This is a genomic window from Streptomyces sp. NPDC012827, assembly GCF_042900905.1.
In the GTDB taxonomy this organism is placed as follows: domain Bacteria; phylum Actinomycetota; class Actinomycetes; order Streptomycetales; family Streptomycetaceae; genus Streptomyces; species Streptomyces gulbargensis.
Genome location: NZ_JBIBBY010000006.1, coordinates 415,446 through 433,717, shown reverse-complemented (window position 1 = coordinate 433,717; position 18,272 = coordinate 415,446). Strand labels below are relative to the sequence as shown.

Below are 18,272 nucleotides of genomic sequence, written 5' to 3'. Positions count from 1 at the left end.
CGGCCCCTCAGGCGCGGAAGGCGGCCCGGTACGCCGACGGTGTCGTGCCCACCTGGCGCGCGAAGTGGTGGCGGAGCGTCTCGACCGACCCGAACCCGGTCGCCTCGGCGACCCTGGTCAGCGGGAGCCCCGTCGTCTCCAGGAGCTCCCGGGCGCGCTGCACGCGCTGGGCGAGCAGCCAGCGCAGCGGGGTCGTCCCGGTCTGGGCCCGGAAGTGCCGGGCCAGGCTGCGGCGGCTCATCATCGCGTGCGCGGCGATGTCGGCCAGGGTGAGCGGCTCGCCGAGCTTGCCGCGCATCCACTCCAGGGTCGCGCCGAGGTCGGCGGAGTCCGTCTCCGGCGTCCGGTACTCGATGAACTGCGCCTGGCCGCCCGTGCGCTGGGGCGGCATGACCAGGAGGCGGGCGGCTCCCGCCGCGACCGCCGCGCCGTGGTCCCGCCGCACCAGGTGGAGGCAGAGGTCCAGGCCCGCGGCGATCCCGGCGGAGGTGAGCACCTGGCCCTCGTCCACGTACAGCACCGACGGGTCGACGACCGTGCCCGGGAACCGCTCCGCGAGGGCGTCGGCGAACCGCCAGTGGGTCGTCGCCCGGCGCCCGTCCAGGAGCCCGGCGTGCGCGAGGGCGAAGGCACCCGTGCAGATCGACGCGATCCGGGCCCCGCCGGCCGCCGCCTCCCGCAGGATGCCGATCCCGCGCGGGTCGGGAGTCCGCTCGGCGGGTATCCCCGGGACGATCACCGTGTCCGCGGCGAGCGCCTCCTCCCAGCCGTACGAGGAGGAGATGCGGAAGGGAGTCGTCGGCCCCGCCGTCGCCACCGTGTCCCGGTCGGCACAGACGCGCACCTCGTACGCGGGCGTACCGTCCGGGGATTGGGGGATCGCGAACACCTGGCAGGGGATGGCGAGATCGAAGGCCGACACACCGTCGAGTGCGAGAACCGCGACCACGTGCATACGGCCGGAGCGTACGCCATGACCGCGCCGGCCCCGCCGCCGCCCCGGACCGCCGCCGTCCCCGACCGTCGGTCCCCCGGACGGTCCGCTTCCCGCACGGTCGGTTTCCGGGGCCGCGGGGACACGGGGCGGGCGGCCGGTCGTGCCGGGGGAGGCCCGGAGGTACGGTGGCCGCGGGGCACCGGCGGCCGGCCCCGGCAGGTGACGGCCGACGACCGGGAGCCCCGGGCGCACCACCCCGGTGCCGCTGGGCCGGGTCCCGGCCCGGGCTCCCCGGCGAGACGCAGGAGAACCATGACGACCGACCGGACGACACCCCCGCCCGCGCGGACGGCCGCTCCCGGGGCGGACCGGGAGGCGACGGAGCACGCCGGACCGCTGCTGGTGCACGCGAACTTCGCCTCGGACCTGGCGGTCGGGCTGCGGGCGACGGCCGTCCTCGGCCAGTGGGCCGAACAGGCACCGCGCACGATGTGGCTGCTGCGGCCCGGGGACGTCCTCCTGACCCCCGTCCCGCTCCCCGGGGCCTTCCAGGAGTACGCGGCACGCCTGCTCGGCCTGTCCGCAGGGGACGTGACCGTCGTCCCCGTGCCGCCGTGCCCCGGCGTCCCCTTCGCGGAGGCCGTCGAACGGGCCGGTCTGCTGCCCGCCGTACGGGAACTGGTGGCGGCCCGGCCGGGGATCGCCCTCCTGCCGACCGCCCTGGACGAGTCCGCGGCCGCCTTCGCCCGTGACCTCGGGATCCCGGTCACCCCGTACGGGCGGGAGGAGCCCACCCCGGAGGCGCTGAAGGCCACCTCGCAGCTCAACACGAAGTCCGGCTTCCGGGCCGCGGCGGCCGCGCTCGGCCTCCGCGTGCCCGAGGGCCGGGTCTGCCGCCACGCGGAGCTGGACGCGCTCGTGGCGCGCATGATCCGGGACCACCGCGCGGTCGTGGTGAAGCCCGACCGCTCCGCCGGAGGGCACGGCCTCACGTTCGTCCGGGCCGCCGCGCCCGGGCAGGCGCCCGGGCCGTTGTCCCTGCCGCCCGTGGACGACACCTGGGTGGTGGAGGAGTGCGTGGACGTGGCGCACTCGCTCAGCACGCAGGCCTGGACGGGACCCGCCGGGACGGCGGTCCTCTTCAGCGGCGAGATGCGCACCAGGGACGGCTCGTTCACCGGCTACGAGGCCCCCCTGCGCGGACCGGCGGCCGCGGCGCGCGGTGAACTGGAGGAGTGGGCCCGGGTGTTCGGCACGCACCTGGGACGGCACGGCTACGCCGGCCCGTTCTCCCTGGACGCCGTCGTGACCCGGCGGGGCGTCCTCCACGCCAACGAGAGCAACGTGCGGCGCACCGCCACCACCACCCCGCACGCCATGGTCACCCGGCTCGCGCGGGCGGCGGGCCGGGACGACCCGGCCTGGTGCATGGGCCGCCGGCGGGCCCCCGCCCCGTACACCTTCGAACAGGCCGTCCGCCTCCTGGACGACAGCGGCCTCGGGTGGTCGGCCGGGCGGGGCGAGGGCGCGGTCCTGTACGCGGGCCCGCCCACCGACGGCCGCACCTGGCGCCATGTCACGATCGCCCCGACCGGCCCCCGGCTCGACGCCCTGGAGGAACGCCTGACGCGGGTTCTGGGCCCCGTGGTGTGACCCGGACGCCACTCAGTCCCCCGCCAGCGCGTCCGGCAGCAGGCTCCACCACGTGGCCAGCGTCTCCGCGCCTTGGGCCAGGGCCTCCACCTCGACGCGTTCGTCGCCGCTGTGCCACCGGTCCTCCAGCAGACCCGTGCCGTAGAACAGGACCGGCGCGCCGAGCGCCCGCGCGAGCTGCGCGGCGGGCGCGGCGCCCCCGTTGCGCATCCGGGCGACGGGCCGGTCCCGGCCCGCGCCGACGGCCCGCTCCAGGGCCCGGAAGGCCGGGTGGCCGAGCGGTGTCGCGTAGGGGTCGGACCGGGTGCCGGGGAGGTCGAGCTCGTACGTGAAACCGGGGCCGACCCGTGCCGCCACCCACTCCCGCAGGCTCTCCGCGACCTCGTCCGCCCGCTGGTCCGGCACCAGCCGCAGGACGAGGCCGGCGGTGGCGGTGGCGGGTACGACGCCGAGGCCGGGGAACCGCGGATGCCCGCCGGACAGGCTGGTCACCTCGACGGCGGGCCGCAGCCACACCCGCTCCGTGATGCCGTACCCCGCCTCACCCGGCGCGCCGAGCGCCCCGGTCCTGCGCGTCCACTCCCGCTCGTCCAGGTCCGCTCCGGCCAGCCGCGCCCGCTCGTCGTCCGGCGGCGACTCCACCCGGTCGTAGAAGCCGTCGAGGGTGATCCGGCCGTTCTCGTCGTGCAGCGCACCGAGGACGCGGCACAGTTCGGTCAGCGGGTTGCCGACGGCTCCGGCGACGGCCCCGTTGTGGACGTCCGCCCGCGTCCCGCGCACCGTGAGCGTCGCGCTGACCGAGCCCCGCACCCCCGCGCAGACCGCCGGACGCTCCAGCGACCACAGCATCGTGTCGGAGACCATGACGACATCCGCGCGCAGCGCCTCGGCGTGCCGCTCCAGGAGCTCCCCGAGGTGGACGGAGCCGATCTCCTCCTCGCCCTCGACCAGGAACTTCAGGGTCACGGGCGGCGCGGAGTCCCCCGTGGCGGCGAGCCAGGCCCGCAGCGCCCACAGGTGGCACAGCACCTGCCCCTTGGCGTCGGAGGCGCCCCGGCCGTGGAGCCGGCCCTCGCGCAGCACTCCCGCGAACGGCGCGGTCTCGCGCCAGTCCTCCTCGATGACCGCGTTGACGTCGTGATGGCTGTAGACGAGCACGGTGGGCGCGTCAGGATCGGCGGCGGGCCGGCAGGCGTACACGGCCGGAAGCCCCTCGGTGGGCCACTCCTCGACCACCGGGAACCCGGCGCGGCGGAAGAAGGACTGGAGCAGACGGGCGGAGCGCATCACCTCCACCGCGTGGTCGGGCAGGCAGGACAGGGACGGGACGCGGACCCACTCCGCCAGATCGGCGAGGACGGACTCCGTCTCGCGCCGGACCGCCGCGCGGAGCGTCCCGGGCGGAACGGTCGGAGCGGTCGACGCGGACGCCGCCGGATCGGGCGGGGGAGGGAGCGCTGCCATCGGGGACTCTCCACTTCGGGGCGAGGGCGGGGACAGGGGCCGGCGGCGCGGTGCGCCCCGCCGGCCGGGCGCGCGGGCGCCGGCCACGGGCGGCCCGGCCACCCGCACGCGATCGGCTCCGCCGGCGGCCGGACATCCCTGCGGCTTCCCCCGCACCGGCGTCCCATCCGTGCCGCCCGTCTTTCCGCCCGGTCGGCCGCAGGCGTGACGCGGCACAGTGCGATCAGGTGATTTTTTCGGAATGCCCGTGTCCGTGCGGTTTGCCGCGTGTGGGGTGCTCTACGGTCGGCCTGCCCAGCCGTGTTCTTCCCGATCTTCAGCGGAGTCCCCATGGTCACCTCCACCGAGCCGCCCACCCTCGTTCCCGTGAAGAGGAGAAGCCGGGGGAGGGTCGTCGTGGACTGGCTGACCACGACCGACCACAAGAAGATCGGCCACCTCTACCTGATCACGTCGTTCGTCTTCTTCATCCTGGGCGGGATCCTCGCGCTGGTCATCCGGGCGGAGCTGGCCCGGCCCGGGCTCCAGCTCGTCTCGACGGAGCAGTACAACCAGGCGTTCACCCTGCACGGCACGGTGATGCTGCTGCTGTTCGCCACCCCGACCTTCGCCGGTTTCGCCAACGCGATCATGCCGCTGCAGATCGGCTCCCCGGACGTCGCGTTCCCGCGCCTGAACATGTTCTCGTACTGGCTGTTCCTCTTCGGCGGGCTGATCGCGTTCGCGGGCGTCTTCACCCCGCAGGGCACGGCCGACTTCGGCTGGACCGCGTACACGCCGCTCAGCGGGGGCGAGCGCACCCCGTACGTGGGCGGCGACATGTGGATCATGGGCCTGGCGCTCAGCGGTTTCGGCACGATCCTCGGCGCCGTCAACTTCATCACCACGATCATCTGCATGCGCGCGCCCGGCATGACCATGTTCCGGATGCCGATCTTCACCTGGAACATCCTGCTGACCTCGGTGCTCGTCCTGCTCGCCTTCCCCGTGCTCGCGGCGGCGCTCCTCGTGCTGGAGGCGGACCGGCAGTTCGGGGCGCACGTCTTCGACCCGGCCAACGGCGGGGCCCTGCTGTGGCAGCACCTCTTCTGGTTCTTCGGGCACCCCGAGGTCTACATCATCGCCCTGCCGTTCTTCGGCATCGTCACCGAGATCCTGCCGGTCTTCTCCCGCAAGCCGCTGTTCGGGTACGTCGGCCTCATCGGCGCCACCATCGCGATCGCAGGCCTGTCGGTGACCGTGTGGGCGCACCACATGTTCGCCACCGGCGCGGTGCTGCTGCCCTTCTTCTCCTTCATGACGTTCCTGATCGCCGTGCCGACGGGCGTGAAGTTCTTCAACTGGATCGGCACCATGTGGAAGGGGTCGCTCTCCTTCGAGACGCCGATGCTGTGGTCGATCGGCTTCCTCGTCACCTTCCTCTTCGGCGGCCTGACCGGCATCATCCTCGCCTCGCCGCCGATGGACTTCCACGTCACCGACTCCTACTTCGTCGTCGCGCACTTCCACTACGTGGTCTTCGGCACCGTCGTCTTCGCGATGTTCGCCGGGTTCTACTTCTGGTGGCCGAAGATGACGGGCACGATGCTCGACGAACGCCTCGGCAAGATCCACTTCTGGTCGCTGTTCGTCGGCTTCCACGCCACGTTCCTCGTCCAGCACTGGCTGGGCGCGGAGGGCATGCCCCGGCGGTACGCGGACTACCTGAACGCCGACGGGTTCACCGCCCTCAACACGGTCTCGACCATCGGCGCGTTCCTGCTCGGCACCTCGACCCTGCCGTTCTTCTACAACGTCTGGAAGACCGCCCGCACGGCCCCGCGCGTCACAGTGGACGACCCCTGGGGCTTCGGCCGGTCGCTGGAGTGGGCCACCTCGTGCCCGCCGCCGCGCCACAACTTCGTGACCATGCCCCGCATCCGCTCGGAATCGCCCGCCTTCGACCTGAACTTCCCGAGCCTGGCGGCGCTCGCCCACGGCGGCGGACAGAAGCGCGACATCATCGACGACCCCGACGCCGCCCAGAGCCCCACGCAGGGCAGCGGCCCCGACCGGGAGGCCTGACCCGCATGGCCGTGACCGGTCCGGGAGAACCGCAGGGTTCCACGAGCCGCCCCGGCGGCCCGCCCGTGGCCTCGGGGACGGGCGCCCGCGGGCACGACGACCTCCGCGCGGAGGCGGCCGCCGGCATCGCCCGTATGGAGGGCTACCTCCTCGCCCAGCACGCCCGTACCGAGGCCGCCGAGGCGGGCGCCGCCTTCGCCGGCCGGTTCCCCTGGCTGGGGCCGCACGAGGCGGAGGAGATCGCCCGGGTCTTCGCACAGGAACACCTGGCGCTCCGGCGGCGGATGTTCCAGGCCGCAGTCGTCCGCGCCGACGAACTCCGCCGCGAGTACAGCGACCGTTACGCCTGCCTGCGGCGGCGCCTGGTCACCACCGCCCTCGTCTCCGCCGCCGCCCTGGGCGCCGCGACGGCGCTCGTGTGGACTGCCCTGGCCCGGACCGCGGGCTAGGGGAGCAGGGACGGTGGCGTCCGTCACCGCCCCGCACCCATGACGACACGGCGGCGCCCTTCGGGGGCGCCGCCGTGTCGTCGTACGCGGTCCGTGCCGCACCGGCAGGAAGCGCGCGCCCGGCCGCCCGCAGCTCAGGACATGAGCCGGCGCTGGAGCCAGTCGGCGGCCGTGCGACGGAACTGCCGACGGCTCTCGGCCCGCCGGAAGTCGTGCCCCTCGCCGGGCAGCAGGAGCAGTTCGGCCTCCAGACCGCGCTCGCGGGCGGCGAGCACGATCTGCTCCGACTCCCCCGGCGGCACGTTGGTGTCGTGCGCGCCGTGCACCGCGAGCAGCGGCACCCGCAGGGCGTCGATGCGGCTCATCGGGGACAGCGCCTGGAGCAGCGCCCGGTCCCGCTCCGGATGGCCGTACTTGTGCGCGGCCGACTCCGCCAGCCACGGCTCCGTACCGGCGAAGAAGGTCCCGAAGTCGGACATGCCGCACACGGTCACGCCCGTACGGAACAGGTCCGGGTGCCAGACGAGGGAGGCGAGGGTGAGATATCCACCGTACGAATGACCCATGACCGCGAGGCGGCGCGGATCCGCGAGCCCCGCCTCGACGGCGTGCGCCGCGCAGGCCGCCACGTCCTCGATGGCGTCGAACCGGCCCGTGCCCAGGTCGGCGTCCCGGAACGAACGGCCCCAGCCCGACGACCCCCTGACGTCGGGGGCGAAGACGTCGAGTCCCCGGCCGAGCAGCTCGTGGTAGAGCGGGTCGAAGACCGGGCGCTCCTGCTCCTCGGGGCCGCCGTGGAGGTGGAGGACACAAGGAGCCGGCTCGCCGGGCGGGCGGCCCGGCGCCCGGTGGTACCAGCCGCCGAGCAGCAGCCCGTCGCGGGCCGTCGGCCGCAGCGGAACCGGCCGTACCGGCGGCGGCCCCGGGGGCACGGTCTCCTCGTCCCGGGCCGACCACGGTGTGCGCACCGGCGGCGCCGCCCCCGGCACGTGCCACACCCCGGGCCGCCGCTGGGAGCCGGAGAGCGCGACGAGCATCCCGTACGCCCCCGCGGGCACGACGCGCGTGACCACCTCGTGGTCCAGCGGCACGGGCCGGGGCGCGGGCGGCGTCCCGTTCGGCGCGTCGACCGGCAGGGTCTCCAGCTCGCTCGTCCCGTGGACGTTCCACACCAGGGCCAGGTGTCCGCCGTGCTCCACGGCGGACAGCAGCTCCAGGTCGCACGCCTCACGTGCGGCCTGCACGCGCAGGCCGGTCGCGGCCCCCGAAACGTCCAGGTCCAGGGCGAGCAGAGCGGCGTACTCCCGGTCGTGGTCGCTGCGCAGCCACAGCGTGCGGGCGTCGGCCGAGAAGCGGCCGATCCACGGGTCGCCGTCGGCGACCGGCAGGGTGCAGACGGGCGCGCGGTCCGCGAGGCGCACCACGACCCCCTCGCGGCCCCCGCGCGGCCCGCGCCGCAGCAGCGCGAGGCGGCCGTCCGCGCTGAGGTCGCAGACCCTGAGCGTCGCCGCCTCGCTCTCCTCGGCCAGCAGGACGGGCGCGGTCACACCGGCCGGGTCGAGCAGGTAGGCGGTCAGCACGTCCCGCACCGGCGGGCCGCCCTCCCCGCCGCCGTGCGCCCCGGCGTCGAGAAGGGTGGCGTGCCCGTCGCGTTCCGTCCAGCCCGTAGGCCGCTCGGCGAGGTCGGCCGGGTCGGGCCGGCCGGAGGCGGGTTCTGCGATGGTGACCGCCAGCGCCGAACCGTCCCGGGTCCAGCAGCCGAGGTACGCCGAGGAACCCGGCTCCGCGCCGGCCAGGATCCTGCGGTCGGAGCCGTCCGGCCGGACGCACAGCACCCGGGTGTGACCACTGCCGCCCGGCGCGACCGTGTAGGCGATCCACCGGCCGTCCGGCGACCAGGACACCTCCGTCACATGGTCCGGGCCGGCGTCCAGCAGCCGGGCCTCCTCGCCGTCCAGCGGCGCCGTCCACAGCTGCGGCACGCCCCCGCGGTCGCAGATGAACGCCGCGTACTCCCCGCTCGGGTCCACCGACGGGTACCAGCAGGCGTGCGCCACCAGCCCCCTGGGCGTGTCCAGGGGGCCGGCCGCAGTGGCCAGCGGCTGGGCGGACGGGGCCGTGACGGTCCCCACCGAGCCCTCCGCGGTCAGTCGATGCCGTGCGTCTGCAGCCATATCTCCAGCAGCGCGATCTGCCACAGGGCGTTGGCGCCCCGGTTCGTGCGGTGGTCGTCCGGTGCGGCCAGGAGCCGGGAGACGTACTCCTCCTGGAACAGCCCGCGCCCGCGCGCGGCCGGGGAGGTGAGGGCCTCCCGTACGCGTCCCAGGACGGGCGCGGCCATGTGGCGGATGGCGGGCACCGGGAAGTAGCCCTTCGGCCGGTCCACGACGCTCCTCGGGAGCACCGTGCGCCCGGCGTCCTTGAGGACACCCTTGCCGCCCTGCGCGAGCTTCAGCTCGGGCGGGCAGGCGGCGGCCAGCTCCACCAGCTCGTGGTCGAGGAACGGCACCCGTGCCTCCAGACCCCAGTCCATGGTCATGTTGTCGACCCGCTTCACCGGGTCGTCGATCATCATGACGTGGGTCTCCGTGCGGAGCGCGGCGTCCAGGGCCGTCTCGGCACCGGGTTCCGCCATGTGGCGGCGGATGTACTCCCGCGACGGGTCGCCGGGGGCCAGCATGTGCGGCTGGAGGATCTTCGCCAGCTCGGCGTGCGACCGGTCGGAGTACACGTCGGCGTACCGCTCGGGCTCGTCCTCGCGCGGCACCTCGGCAAGCGCCGGGTACCAGTGGTAGCCGCCGAACACCTCGTCGGCGCCCTGGCCGCTCTGCACGACGCTGACGTCCTTGGAGACCTGCTCCGACAGGAGGTGGAAGGCCACCACGTCGTGGCTGGTCATCGGCTCGCTCATGGCGGCGACCGCGCCGTCCAGGGCGGTCGACACCCGGTCCGAGGGAACCATCAGCTGGTGGTGGTCGGTGTCGAAGTGACGGGCCACCTGATCGGAATAGTGGAACTCGTCGCCGTCCTCGCCGGCCTCCGACTCGAAGCCGACGCTGAAGGTGGCCAGGTCCTTCTGCCCCTCCTCGGCGAGGAGGGCGACGATCAGGCTGGAGTCGAGACCGCCCGAGAGCAGCACGCCCACCGGCACGTCGGCCACCATGCGCCGCCGCACGGCGGTGCGCAGCGACGCGAGGACGGCGTCCCGCCACTCCTCCGGGCCCATCCCGGCCAGGTCGGCGCGGCGGGTGTAGGAGGGCTGCCAGTAGCGGTGGTCCCGGTGCCGGCCGTCCGGTTCGATCACGCGGACCGTCGCGGGCGGGAGCTTGCGCACTCCGGCCAGGACGGTGCGCGGGGCGGGCACCGTGGACTGCCAGCTCATGTAGTGGTGGACGGCGACGGGGTCGAGGGAGGTGTCCACCTCGCCGCCCGCGAGGAGCGCGGGGAGGGTGGAGGCGAACCGCAGCCGGCCGGGCCGCTCGGCGAGGTACATCGGCTTGATGCCGAGCCGGTCCCGGGCGAGCACCACCCGGCCCGTGGCGTGCTCCGCGACGGCGATGGCGAACATGCCGGCGAAGTGCTCGACGAAGTCGGTGCCCCACTGCCGGTAGGCCTTGAGCACGACCTCGGTGTCCGAGGTGGTCTCGAAGCGGTGGCCCAGGCCGCGCAGCTCGTCACGCAGCTGCTGGTAGTTGTAGATGCAGCCGTTGAAGACGCAGGTCAGGCCCGCCTCCTCGTCGGTGAGCGGCTGGGCCGCCCGCTCCGAGAGGTCGATGATCTTCAGCCGCCGGTGTCCGAACGCGACGGCGCCGCGGTGCCACAGGCCCCGGCCGTCGGGGCCGCGCGCAGCCAGCCGGTCGGTCATGCGCTCCACCGCGGCCAGATCGGGCCGCCCTCCGTCGAAGCGGATCTCACCGCTCAGGCCGCACACGCCGGACCTCCCGGGACGTCGGCGACGCGCACAAGGCAGGGCTGGGCATCAGGGCGTTTTCGCATTTTGGGTCACTCCTCGGTGGTGCGGCGGTGCGTGTTCGTTCTCGTACGTTGTCGGGGGAGGGCGCCGGTGACGGCGCCGGCGGCTCAGGAGGCGCTGGCGGCGGGCCGGCCGTCCCAGCCGGCGGGGAGGGGGCGGACCCGGCGGCCGGCCCGGGCGGGCAGGAGCTTCTCGCCCCGCGTCTCGGCGAGGACGGCGTCCACGCCGGCGAGCAGGTCCTCCTCGGCGACCTTCGCGCGCAGCACCGCGGCGGCGCTGCCACGGGCCAGGGCGTCCTCGGCCAGGGAGAGCGTCGTCTCCCAGTCGCCGAACTCCTCCAGCGTCGGCCGGACCTTGCGCAGCAGGCTCCGCACCACGGCGGGGGCGGGCGCGGCGAGCCGGGTCTCCGGATCGACCAGGTCACCTTCGAGACCGGAGCGGGCGGCGCGCCAGGTGGCGGTGCGCAGCCACTCGTGGCGGCCGTCGCACCCGGCGTCACCGGCCTCCCGGACGGCGGCGCAGGCGTCGACCACCAGGGCCCGGAAGAGCGCGGCGATCAGGACGACGGTCTCCACCCGGGGGCAGGCGTCGCAGACGCGCAGTTCCAGGGTCGGCAGGTGCGAGGAGGGCCGGATGTCGTGATAGATCATGCCCGGATCGCTGATGACGCCGGAACTGATCAGCTCCTGGATCGCCCGGTCGTACGCCTCCGCGTCGGCGAAGCACCCGGCGGGCCCCGAGGTGGGCCAGCGCTGCCACACCATGGTCCGCCAGCTCGCGTAACCGGTGTCGGTGCCGAGCCAGTAGGGGGAGCTCGCGGACAGGGCCAGGAGCACCGGCAGCCACGGACCGACGACGCACATCGCGCGTACCGCCGTGTCCCGGTCCGGTACGTCCACGTGCACCTGCGCGCCGCAGATCAGCTGCTCGCCGACCAGTCGGCGGTACTCGTCCGTCATGTGCAGATAGCGCTCGTCGACGGTGGTCGGCACGGTTCCGAGCCGCGTCAGCGGCGCGGTGCCGACGGCCGCGACCGCGAGCCCCTGGGACGAGGCCGCGCGGTCGAGCCGCCGGCGCGAGGTCGACAGGTCCGCCCACAGATCCTGCAGGGACGCGTGCACCCCACTGTTCGACTCGACGGCCGACTGGGCCAGCTCTCGCGTGTACGCGCCGGTGTACCGGGTCAGCCTGCTGAGGATCGCGTCGGCGCGGGGGACGAGTTCCCCGCTCTCGACGTCGATCACATGAAATTCTTCCTCGACCCCGATCCGGACGGTCACGGCGCCTCCTCATGGACGACTTGCTCTCCGACCGGCCCCGTCGGGGTCGACGCTGCCGGTGTGCCCGAACGGGTGCCCGGCATCGGCGAACATATGCCTGTGGTGCTCATGTGAGCGCAGTTGCGCGTGGTGTCACGATGTGCTGCGCGCGCCCTCGTCAGCGGGGGTGCGGCAAGCCGGACGGCGGCTCGGCGACGGGTGTCCGTGCCGGGTCTCCTGTCCGGTGCGCGGGGCGAAGTCACCGATATGCGGTGACAGAACCCTCGGGCGCCACCGCCAAGGTCGGTGGCCTGTGCGGCGGCTGTCACCTCTCGGTGCGCGGGTGTCCTGAGGGAAAGCGCGCCTTCTTTGTTCGTAATTTCGAACGACGTTCGTGATTTTGCTCCACTCGTTGACGCCGTTGTTTCGGGGCGTCTAATTTCGCTGTTCGAAGTTACGAAAGTCGTTCGTAATCTCGAACAGACTTCTTCCGGTCGTCTCGTCGAAGGAGCCATTCCATGCCTGTCGGGCGTTCCGTCCGCCGCCGGGCCGCGGCACTCCTGTCCGCCGGCGCGGCGGCCCTCGCCTGCCTGATGCCCCAGGCGTCGGCCGCTCCGGCGGCCGCCTACCCCGATCCGCTGCCCGTCACCGGCGACGTCACCGTCCACGATCCGGCGGCGATCCGTCTCGAGGACGGAACCTATGTGGTCTACTCCACGCACGGCGGCCTCGAAGCACGCACCTCACGGGACGGCCGCCACTGGCAACGGGCGGGGTCCGCCTTCACCGCGCTTCCCGCCTGGTGGCGTTCCTACTCCGCCGAGAGCGACCCCTGGGCCCCTGAGATCGTGCACCGCAAGGGGCGCTACTGGCTCTACTACGCGGTCTCCTCCTTCGGCTCGAACCGCTCCGCCATCGGGCTCGCCACCTCGCCCAGCGGCAGGCCCGGCACGTGGACCGACCACGGAGAGATCTTCGCGAGCGCCACGACGGACGCCTACAACGCCATCGACCCGGGCATCGTCGAAGGCGGAGGCAGGCTCTGGATGTCCTTCGGCTCCCACTGGACCGGCATCCGCATGGTGGAACTGGACGACCGCACCGGGCGCCCCCTCCCCGCGGCCCCCGTCCACCACCTGGCCACCCGGCCCGACGCCCCCTACGCGGTCGAGGCCCCGGCCATCGTGCGCCGGGGTGGTCACTACTACCTCTTCGTCTCCTACGACCGCTGCTGCGCGGGCGTCGAATCGACGTACAACATCCGCGTCGGCCGTTCCACCTCACCGACCGGCCCCTACACCGGACGCGACGGCAGGCCGATGACACAGGGCGGTGGCGACCTGCTGCTGGCCGGCCACGGCAAGTACCTCGGACCCGGCGGACAGTCGGTGCTCCGTGACCGCGGCCGGGACGTTCTCGTCCACCACTACTACGACGCCGAGGACCAGGGCACTCCCAAGCTCGGCCTCACCCCGCTCTCCTGGAGCGCCGACGGCTGGCCGGTGCCCGCCCGTTGACGGCGACCGCCCGGCACCTCGCACCCCGCCCCACGAAAGGACGTCATGACCCCCGCCCCTGACCACGTCGCCCGGTTCACCCTCGACCCGGCGTTCACCGTCGGTGAGGTGAACCCCCGTCTGTTCGGCTCGTTCGTCGAGCACCTCGGCCGCTGCGTCTACACCGGCGTCTTCGAGCCCGGCCATCCCCTGGCGGACGAGGCGGGCCTGCGCACCGACGTCCTCGACCTCGTACGCGAACTCGGCGTCACGGCCGTCCGCTACCCGGGAGGCAACTTCGTCTCCGGATACCGGTGGGAGGACTCCGTCGGCCCCGTCGAGGACCGGCCCCGCCGTCTCGACCTCGCCTGGCGTTCCACCGAGACCAACCGCTTCGGGCTCAGTGAGTTCATGGCGTTCCTGAAGGAGGTCGGCCCCGAGGCCGAGCCCATGATGGCCGTGAACCTCGGCACCCGGGGCGTGGCCGAGGCCCTCGAACTGCTGGAGTACGCCAACCACCCCGGCGGCACGGCCCTTTCCGACCTGCGGGTCGCCCATGGCGACAAGGAGCCGTTCGGCATCCGCCTCTGGTGCCTCGGCAACGAGATGGACGGTCCGTGGCAGACCGGCCACAAGACGGCGGAGGAGTACGGACGGCTGGCCGCCGAGACCGCGCGCGCCATGCGCCAGATGGACCCGGGCCTCGAACTCGTCGCCTGCGGCTCGTCGAGCCAGGCCATGCCCACCTTCGCGGCCTGGGAGGCGAAGGTCCTGGAGGAGACGTACGACCTCGTCGACCACATATCCCTGCACGCCTACTACGAGGAGAAGGACGGCGACCGCGACTCCTTCCTCGCCTCCGCCGTGGACATGGAGTCGTTCATCGAGAACGTGGTCGCCACCTGCGACCACATCGGCGCCCGGCTGAAGTCCAAGAAGAAGATCAACCTCTCGTTCGACGAGTGGAACGTCTGGTACCTGAGCCGCTTCGAGGCGGAGGCCGCCGAGAACCCGCTCGACTGGCCCGAGGCCCCCCGCCTCCTCGAGGACAGCTACTCCGTCACCGACGCCGTCGTCTTCGGCTCGCTGGTCATCGCGCTGCTGCGGCACGCCGACCGGGTGACGGTCGCCTGCCTCGCCCAACTCGTCAACGTCATCGCCCCGATCATGACCGAACCCGGCGGCCCGGCCTGGCGGCAGACCACCTTCTACCCCTTCGCCCACGCCGCGCGCCACGGCCGCGGCCAGGTCCTCGACGTGCGCGTCGACTCGCCCACGTACTCCACCGCCGTCCATGGCGACGTGCCCCTGCTGCAGGCCACCGCGGTACGGGACCCCGGGACCGGAGCGGTCTCCGTCTTCGCCGTCAACCGCTCGCAGGACCGGCCCCTGCCGCTGCGCGTCGCGCTGGGCGGCATGGACCTCGGCGAGATCGTCGAGCACACCGTCCTCGCCGACGCGGACCCGGACGCCCGCAACACCCTCGACGAGCCGGACCGCGTCACGCCGCACCCGGGTGAGGGAGCCGTGCTGACCGGCTCCGCGCTGAGCGTCACCCTCGAACCGCTGTCCTGGACCATGATCCGCCTGGCCTGACGGGCCGCCCCTGCAGGAAAGCCGCCCTCGGGCGGTTCCGCACCGGAGGGCGGCCCCGGCCGCCCTCCGCCGCACCCCGGGAAAACGAGCCGCAATGCCATCACCCCATCCCAGCCGGCGCCGAGTCCTCGCCGGCTCCCTGAGCGCCCTCGCCACCACCGGCGTCCTCGCCCCGACCGCGAGCTGCGCGCCGCCGGCCTCCGCCTCCGGCCGGACCCGGCTCCGGTTCTGGCACCTCTTCGGCGGCGGTGACGGCGTCAACATGCAGAAGATGCTGGACGCCTTCCGTGCCGCCCACCCGGACGTCGAACTGGAGGCCACCACCCTCCAGTGGGGCGCCCCCTACTACACCAAACTCGGTATGGCGGGCGCCGGGGGCCGTGCGCCGGAGGTCGCCGCGCTCCACATGGCCCGGTTGGCCGGGTTCGGCCCCGGACGGCTGGTCGACCCGTTCGACCCCGATCTGCTCGCCGAGGCGGGCATCCGCCCGGCGGACTTCCCCGAGGACCTGTGGCGGCGCGGCCGGATCGACGGCCGCCAGTACGCCGTCCCCCTCGACACCCACCCCCTCGTGCTCTACTACCAGACCGACATCTGCCGCAAGGCCGGCCTGATGGACGGGACGCGCCTCAAGCCCATCCAAGGAGCCGCGGAGTTCACCGAGGCCCTGCGCGCCGTCAGGAAGGTGACCGGCACGGCCGCCCTCGTCACCGAAACCCTCGGCCCCGACTGCATCACGCCCTGGCGCCTCTTCTCCACCTTCTACTCCCAGACCGGCGGGACCGTCCTCACCCCCGACGGCAAGGGGCAGGCCCTCGACGACGCCAAGGCCCTGCGGGTGCTCGAGTTCATGGCCGGCCTCGTGGGGGAAGGGCTGTGGACGCGCCGCGCCGACTACGCCGCCGCCGTCGGCATCTTCAACCAGGGGCGGACGGCGTTCCACCTGAACGGGGACTGGGAGGTCACCACCTTCCGCACGGGAGGGACGCCCTTCTCGATGACGCGGGTCCCCGCACTGTTCGGACGGGCCACGGCACAGGCCGACTCCCACGCCTTCGTCCTGCCCCACCAGCGCGGGCGCGACACCGTGACGGACAGGGCCGCCTGCGTCTTCGTCGCCTGGATGCTGAAGAACTCCGTCGAATGGGCGGCGGGCGGCCACGTCCCGGCGTACCGGCCCGTCCTCTCGGATCCGGCTTATCTGGCGCTCGATCCGCAGTCCGCCTACCGCGACGTGATCGACGACGTCGTGCTCGACGAACCGGCCTGGTTCGCCGGGTCCGCCTCCCGTATGTGGATCGAACTCGGCGAGGTGTTCTCGACGCTGCTCACCGGCTCCCGCACCCCCCGTGAGGCGCTCTCCGAGGCGAAGCTCCGGCTCGGACGCCTCCTCGACACCCGCAACCCCCTTCCCGGAGTCGTGTCATGACCACGCTCACCCCCGCCGCTCCGGCCCCCGCGGCCTCCGGGGCGGGCCACGGCGCCGTCACGGCCCGCCCCCGGACCGCCCGGAGGAAGTGGACCGAGCACGGCCTCGTCTTCGTGGCCCCCTTCCTGGTCGTCTACGCCCTCTTTCTCGTCTGGCCCCTGATCAGTGGCCTCGAGATGAGCCTGACCAGCGAGAACATCACCGGCACGGAGGCGGAGTTCATCGGCCTGGACAACTACGCGGAGGCGCTGGCCGACCCGCAGATGTGGTCCTCCCTGTGGAACACCGTCTGGTTCACCGTGCTCTCCACCGTCCCGCTCGTGCTGGTCGGACTCGTGCTCGCCCTGCTCGCCCACCAACTGCGGGTCGTGCAGTGGCTCTGGCGGATCAGCTGGTTCGCGCCGTTCCTGCTGCCCTCGGGCGTCGTCTGCATGCTGTTCGCGCAGATGATCTTTCCGCCGGGATTCGGACTCGCCGACCAGCTCCTCGCCTCCGCCGGACTGGAACCCGGCATCGGCTGGCTGAGCGACGAACGCTACGCGATGCTCTCCATCGTCCTGACCACGGTGTGGTGGACGGTCGGGTTCAACTTCCTGCTCTACCTCGCCGCGCTCCAAGCCGTTCCGCAGCACCTGTACGAGGCGGCCGAGCTCGACGGCGCCGGCGCGTGGCGGCGCCTTCGCCACATCACCCTGCCGCTCCTGCGGCGCACCACCGGCCTCGTGCTCGTCCTCCAGGTGCTCGCCTCGCTCAAGATCTTCGATCAGGTCTACCTGATGACCGGCGGAGGACCCGACGACTCCACCCGGCCGATCCTGCAGTACGTCTACCAGCAGGGCTTCACCGGCTACCGGATCGGCTACGCGTCCGCCGTCTCCTACATCTTCTTCGCCCTCATCCTGATCGTCTCCCTGGTCCAGCCCGTACTGGCCCGGCGCAAAGAGGAGGCCGGCACGTGAGCCTCGCCGCCGTCCGTGACCGCACCGTCCGAGCGTCCCGCACCAAGAGCCGGCGGCCCCGCTGGACCGCGGGCAGGATCTCCCTGCTCGCCGTGGCGCTCGTCCTGGCCGCCGCCTGGCTGCTGCCCCTGCTCTGGGCCGTCGCCACCTCGCTCAAACCGGAGGGGGAGACGACCAGGACACCGCTGGAGTGGATCGGCTCGCGGATCACCTTCGAGGCGTACGCCAAGGTGGGGGAGTCGGGCGCCCTGCTGCGGTGGACGGTGAACTCCCTCGTCGTCTCCGGGCTCACCACCCTGCTCACCGTCGTCCTGTGCGCCATGGCCGCCTACGGTTTCACCCGGACCGTGTTCCGGGGACGCAGGATCCTGTACGGCCTGGTCCTGGCCGGGATCATGGTGCCGCCCCAGGTCCTCATCGCGCCGCTGTTCACGCAGATGGTCCGCATGGGGCTCGTGGACACCTACTGGGGTGTGATCCTGCCCCAGGTCGCCGTGCCCGCCATGGTGTTCATCCTGGTGAAGTTCTTCGAAGGGGTGCCCAGGGAACTGGAAGAGGCCGCCTTCGTCGACGGCGCCGGGCGCTGGCGGGTCTTCTGGACGATCGTCATGCCGCTGTCCCGGCCGGTCCTCGCGGCGGTCGCGATCTTCACCTTCATCTCCACGTGGAACAACTTCCTGTGGCCGTTCCTCGTGACCACGGACCCCCAGGCCATGACGCTCCCGGTGGGGCTGGTCAACGTCCAGTCCGGCTTCGGAGTCCGGTACGCCCAGATCATGGCCTCCTTGGTGATCGCGGGCCTCCCCCTGCTGGTCGTCTTCGCCCTCTTCCAGCGGCAGATCGTGCGGGGCATCGCCCACACGGGCCTGGCCGGGCAGTGAACCGAGGTCATGAACGACGTTCGGCGTCGCGCACGCAGGGGCGGGGGACCGACCGCGCTTCCGGCGCCGGGACCGTGCCCGGGTGTCCGCGGCCCACGGATCGGGGGACACG

13 protein-coding genes are annotated in these 18,272 nt (G+C 73.2%); 8 read left to right on the top strand and 5 right to left on the bottom strand.

What is annotated here, in order from left to right:
- Positions 1–7: 7 nt before the first annotated feature.
- A complete protein-coding gene (locus ACFY60_RS16580; RefSeq protein ID WP_388614618.1) occupies positions 8–955 on the bottom strand; it encodes a GlxA family transcriptional regulator in 948 nt (315 codons plus the stop codon).
- 294 nt (positions 956–1,249) lie between these two features.
- Here ACFY60_RS16580 and ACFY60_RS16575 point away from each other — a divergent pair, with 294 nt between their 5' ends.
- Positions 1,250–2,590 (top strand): hypothetical protein, encoded by a 1,341-nt coding sequence (locus tag ACFY60_RS16575; RefSeq protein WP_388614616.1) that lies wholly within the window; start codon positions 1,250–1,252, stop codon positions 2,588–2,590.
- 12 nt (positions 2,591–2,602) lie between these two features.
- Here ACFY60_RS16575 and ACFY60_RS16570 read toward each other — a convergent pair whose 3' ends face one another.
- Positions 2,603–4,054 (bottom strand): M20/M25/M40 family metallo-hydrolase, encoded by a 1,452-nt coding sequence (locus ACFY60_RS16570; protein WP_388614614.1) that lies wholly within the window; start codon positions 4,052–4,054, stop codon positions 2,603–2,605.
- A gap of 330 nt (positions 4,055–4,384) precedes the next feature.
- Here ACFY60_RS16570 and ctaD point away from each other — a divergent pair, with 330 nt between their 5' ends.
- A complete protein-coding gene (gene ctaD, locus ACFY60_RS16565; RefSeq protein WP_388614612.1) occupies positions 4,385–6,118 on the top strand; it encodes a cytochrome c oxidase subunit I in 1,734 nt (577 codons plus the stop codon).
- A 5-nt stretch (positions 6,119–6,123) separates the two neighbouring features.
- Positions 6,124–6,567: a hypothetical protein gene (locus ACFY60_RS16560; RefSeq protein WP_388614609.1), complete on the top strand. Its 444-nt coding sequence runs from the start codon at positions 6,124–6,126 to the stop codon at positions 6,565–6,567.
- Between the two features lie 134 nt (positions 6,568–6,701).
- Here ACFY60_RS16560 and ACFY60_RS16555 read toward each other — a convergent pair whose 3' ends face one another.
- The 3 genes from ACFY60_RS16555 to ACFY60_RS16545 all read right to left on the bottom strand — a co-directional run bounded on the left by ACFY60_RS16555 (position 6,702) and on the right by ACFY60_RS16545 (position 11,820).
- A complete protein-coding gene (locus ACFY60_RS16555) occupies positions 6,702–8,741 on the bottom strand; it encodes a S9 family peptidase (protein WP_388614607.1) in 2,040 nt (679 codons plus the stop codon).
- Positions 8,714–10,498 carry an N-acetylglutaminylglutamine amidotransferase gene (locus ACFY60_RS16550; RefSeq protein ID WP_388614604.1) on the bottom strand — a complete coding sequence of 595 codons (1,785 nt, stop codon included), beginning with the start codon at positions 10,496–10,498 and terminating at the stop codon, positions 8,714–8,716. The genes ACFY60_RS16555 and ACFY60_RS16550 overlap by 28 nt, the downstream gene beginning before the upstream one ends.
- 149 nt (positions 10,499–10,647) lie before the next feature.
- Positions 10,648–11,820: a glutamate--cysteine ligase gene (locus ACFY60_RS16545; protein ID WP_388614601.1), complete on the bottom strand. Its 1,173-nt coding sequence runs from the start codon at positions 11,818–11,820 to the stop codon at positions 10,648–10,650.
- A 497-nt stretch (positions 11,821–12,317) separates the two neighbouring features.
- Here ACFY60_RS16545 and ACFY60_RS16540 point away from each other — a divergent pair, with 497 nt between their 5' ends.
- From ACFY60_RS16540 to ACFY60_RS16520, 5 genes are all read left to right on the top strand, one after another.
- Positions 12,318–13,316 carry an arabinan endo-1,5-alpha-L-arabinosidase gene (locus ACFY60_RS16540; RefSeq protein WP_388614598.1) on the top strand — a complete coding sequence of 333 codons (999 nt, stop codon included), beginning with the start codon at positions 12,318–12,320 and terminating at the stop codon, positions 13,314–13,316.
- Positions 13,317–13,361: 45 nt separating this feature from the next.
- Positions 13,362–14,891 (top strand): alpha-N-arabinofuranosidase, encoded by a 1,530-nt coding sequence (locus ACFY60_RS16535; RefSeq protein ID WP_388614596.1) that lies wholly within the window; start codon positions 13,362–13,364, stop codon positions 14,889–14,891.
- 94 nt (positions 14,892–14,985) lie between these two features.
- Positions 14,986–16,320, top strand: coding sequence for an extracellular solute-binding protein (locus ACFY60_RS16530; RefSeq protein WP_388614593.1), 1,335 nt, complete (start codon positions 14,986–14,988; stop codon positions 16,318–16,320).
- Positions 16,317–17,279, top strand: a complete 963-nt coding sequence (locus ACFY60_RS16525) for a carbohydrate ABC transporter permease (protein ID WP_388614590.1) — start codon at positions 16,317–16,319, stop codon at positions 17,277–17,279. The genes ACFY60_RS16530 and ACFY60_RS16525 overlap by 4 nt, the downstream gene beginning before the upstream one ends.
- The gene (locus ACFY60_RS16520) at positions 17,276–18,160 is read left to right on the top strand and encodes a carbohydrate ABC transporter permease (RefSeq protein ID WP_388614587.1); all 885 of its coding nucleotides are present in this window, start codon (positions 17,276–17,278) and stop codon (positions 18,158–18,160) included. The genes ACFY60_RS16525 and ACFY60_RS16520 overlap by 4 nt, the downstream gene beginning before the upstream one ends.
- Positions 18,161–18,272 lie beyond the last annotated feature (112 nt).